The following is a 2940-nucleotide window of genomic DNA, read 5'->3' as shown; positions in this document are numbered from 1 at the left end:
TGGCGTGCGATTCCCGGCCATCGGCGAACTGCCGTACTTGCTGACCCTCGCCGGTCACGGCTTCTACTGGTTCCGGCTCCGGAAGGACGCCGTCTAGAACCCGGGCGGCGGGGCGGTTTCTCCCGCCCCGCCCTGGGAACGCATGACTCACACCTCGCCCGGTATCCGGGGCCCCCGGGTCACTGGGGAAAGGACGCGACGCCATGTCGGAAGCCGTAACCCACTCTGCCCCGGCCCCGGTCGCCCGCCCCGAGTTGCTCGCGTCGCTCGATCCCCTGCTGCGGGAATGGCTGCCCCGGCAACGCTGGTTCGCGGGCAAAGGACGTCCGGTGACCGGATTCTCACTGGTGGCCGCGGTGGAACTGCTGCCGCCCGGGAGCCAGTTGGGCCTGATCCATCTGCTCGTACGCGCCCATCAGCCGCGTACTCCCGCGCAGGGTGCCACCTCGCACCCCGGGGACTGCTACCAGTTACTGATCGGCGTACGCGAGGCGTTGCCGCCACGGCTCGCGCCGGCCCTGATCGGGCATCTGGAGGAAGGACCGCTGGCCGGCCGCACGGTGTACGAGGCGCTGCACGACCCGCGCTCCGCCGGTGTCCTCCTGGAGGCCCTGCGCACCGGAGCCCGCGTCGGTGACCTGCGCTTCGAGCGCGACCGACGCCAGGAGATACGAAAGGACCTGGTCCCGCGCCTGGTGACGGCGGAACAGTCCAACTCGTCCGTCGTCTACGGAGATACGTTCATCCTGAAGGTGCTGCGCCGGATCGTCCCCGGGATCAACCCGGATCTGGAGCTTCCGCTGACGCTGGCCCGGGAGGGCTGCGCGCGGGTCCCGGCGCCCGCGGCCTGGATGCTCGCGGACCTCGACGCGGAGACCTATGTACTCGGCGTGCTCCAGCCGTTCGTGCAGGGCGCGGCCGACGGCTGGGAACTGGCGCTGCGGGAGCTGGCCAAGGGCGAGGACTTCGCCGCCGAGGCGCGGGCGCTGGGCCGGGCCACCGCCGAGGTGCACACCGCGCTCGCCCGGTCGCTGCCCACGGTCACCCTGGGCCACACGCGGATGCGGCCGCTCATCGACGCCATGACCGAGCGGCTGGACGCCGCCGCACAGGCGGTGCCCGCGCTCCGGCCCCACGCGCCCGGCCTGCGGACCGCGTTCGAGGCGCTGGCCGATCTGTCCGCCGAGGGCCGCACATGGACGGCCCAGCGCATCCACGGCGATCTGCATCTCGGCCAGTGCCTGCGCTCCCCCGACGGGGAATGGTCGCTCATCGACTTCGAGGGCGAGCCGTCGAAACCGCTCGCCGAGCGCCGTATGCCCCAGCCCCCGGCACGCGACATCGCAGGCATGCTCCGCTCCTTCGACTACGCGGCCCACTCCGTCCCCCAGGCTCCCGGCTCCATGAGGACACCCTCGGCGTCCGGCTGGGCCGACGCCTGCCGCGCCGCCTACTGCACCGGATACGCCGAGGTCAGCGGCCTCGACCCGCGCACGGATCCCGTACTGCTGCGTGCCTTCGAGACGGACAAGGCGGTGTACGAGGTCGTGTACGAGGCCCGGCACCGCCCGGACTGGCTGCCGGTTCCGCTGGCGGCGGTACGGCGGCTGGCCGCGTCGCGCTGATCCCCCCGCTGTTCCCCCAGCTCACCCTCCAGAGGAGGCTCTGCCCGTGACGCCCCGCCCCCCGTCCGACGCAAATCCGAAGAAGAACGGCGCGAAGAAACCGGCCGCCGAGAAGACGCCCGACAAGAGGCCGACGGCCAAGAAGGCGGCGGCCAGGAAGGCAGGGACCGGGACAGCACCGGCCGAGGCCGTCGAGGGCGAGACGGGTCCCGGCCAGGGCGAGAGCGGTCCCGCGTCCGGTGAGACAGGTCCCAGCCAGGACAAGTCACGTCCCGGCACGGGCGGGCACGGTCCCGCCGCCGGTGGGACAAGCCCTGGCCCGGGCGAGGCACGTCCCGGCCCCGGCAAGGCACGTCCCGGCCCGGCCGGAGGCGGTCCCGGCTTCGCCGGTGTCGGTCCGGCGGACCGGCAGCGGCTGCTCGACGGTACGCACCACGATCCGCACGGAGTGCTGGGTGCCCATCCGGTGCCGGACGGCGTCGCCTTCCGTGCCTTCCGCCCGTACGCGCTCGGGGTCACCGTCGTCACGGACGACCTGCGCGCCGAACTGCGCGACGACGGGGACGGGTTCTTCTCCGGGCTGCTGCCGCTGCGCGCGGTCCCTGACTCGTACCGGCTGCTCGTGACCTACGAAGGGACGGTGCTGGATACCGAGGACGCGTACCGGTTCCTGCCGACACTCGGCGAGTTGGACCTGCACCTGCTCGGTGAGGGCCGGCACGAGGAGCTGTGGCGGGCGCTCGGCGCCGAGCCGATGGAGCAACAGGGCGTCGCCGGCACACGCTTCACCGTGTGGGCTCCGAACGCGCGCGGTGTCCGGCTGGCCGGCAGCTTCAACTTCTGGGACGGCACCGGATATCCGATGCGCTCGCTCGGCTCCTCCGGTGTGTGGGAGCTGTTCGTCCCCGCGATAGGCGAGGGCGAGCTCTACAAGTTCGACATCACCCGCCCCGACGGTTCCCGCACCCTGCGCGCGGACCCGATGGCCCGCCGCACCGAGACCCCGCCCAACACGTCCTCGATCGTCCACGCGTCCCACTACGCGTGGCAGGACATGGAGTGGCTGGCGAACAGGGCCGCCCGGCCGGCCCATGAGGCGCCGTTCTCGGTGTACGAAGTGCATCTGCCGTCCTGGCGACCGGGCCTGACCTACCGTCAGCTGGCCGCCCAGCTCCCCTCCTACGTCTCGGACCTCGGCTTCACCCACGTCGAGCTGATGCCCGTCGCCGAGCACCCCTTCGGCGGCTCCTGGGGCTACCAGGTCACCGGCTTCTACGCCCCCACCGCACGCCTGGGCACCCCCGACGACTTCAAG

General features: G+C 72.4%; 2 protein-coding genes and 1 pseudogene. All 3 read left to right on the top strand.

Annotated features, from left to right (window positions below; genetic code table 11):
* A pseudogene (locus N4G66_RS44975) lies at window positions 1–97 on the top strand (alpha-glucosidase C-terminal domain-containing protein); the annotation flags it as partial.
* A 106-nt stretch (window positions 98–203) separates the two neighbouring features.
* Entirely contained in the window at window positions 204–1625 is a 1422-nt protein-coding gene (locus N4G66_RS44970) for a maltokinase N-terminal cap-like domain-containing protein (RefSeq protein WP_261710122.1), read from the top strand.
* Window positions 1626–1671: 46 nt separating this feature from the next.
* The coding region (locus N4G66_RS44965) for a GlgB N-terminal domain-containing protein (protein WP_449343329.1) at window positions 1672–2940 on the top strand (1269 nt) is incomplete at its 3' end.

The organism is Streptomyces rhizosphaerihabitans, from assembly GCF_025399795.1.
Taxonomy (GTDB): Bacteria; Actinomycetota; Actinomycetes; order Streptomycetales; family Streptomycetaceae; genus Streptomyces; species Streptomyces rhizosphaerihabitans.
This window is presented reverse-complemented; position numbering and strand designations above follow the sequence as displayed.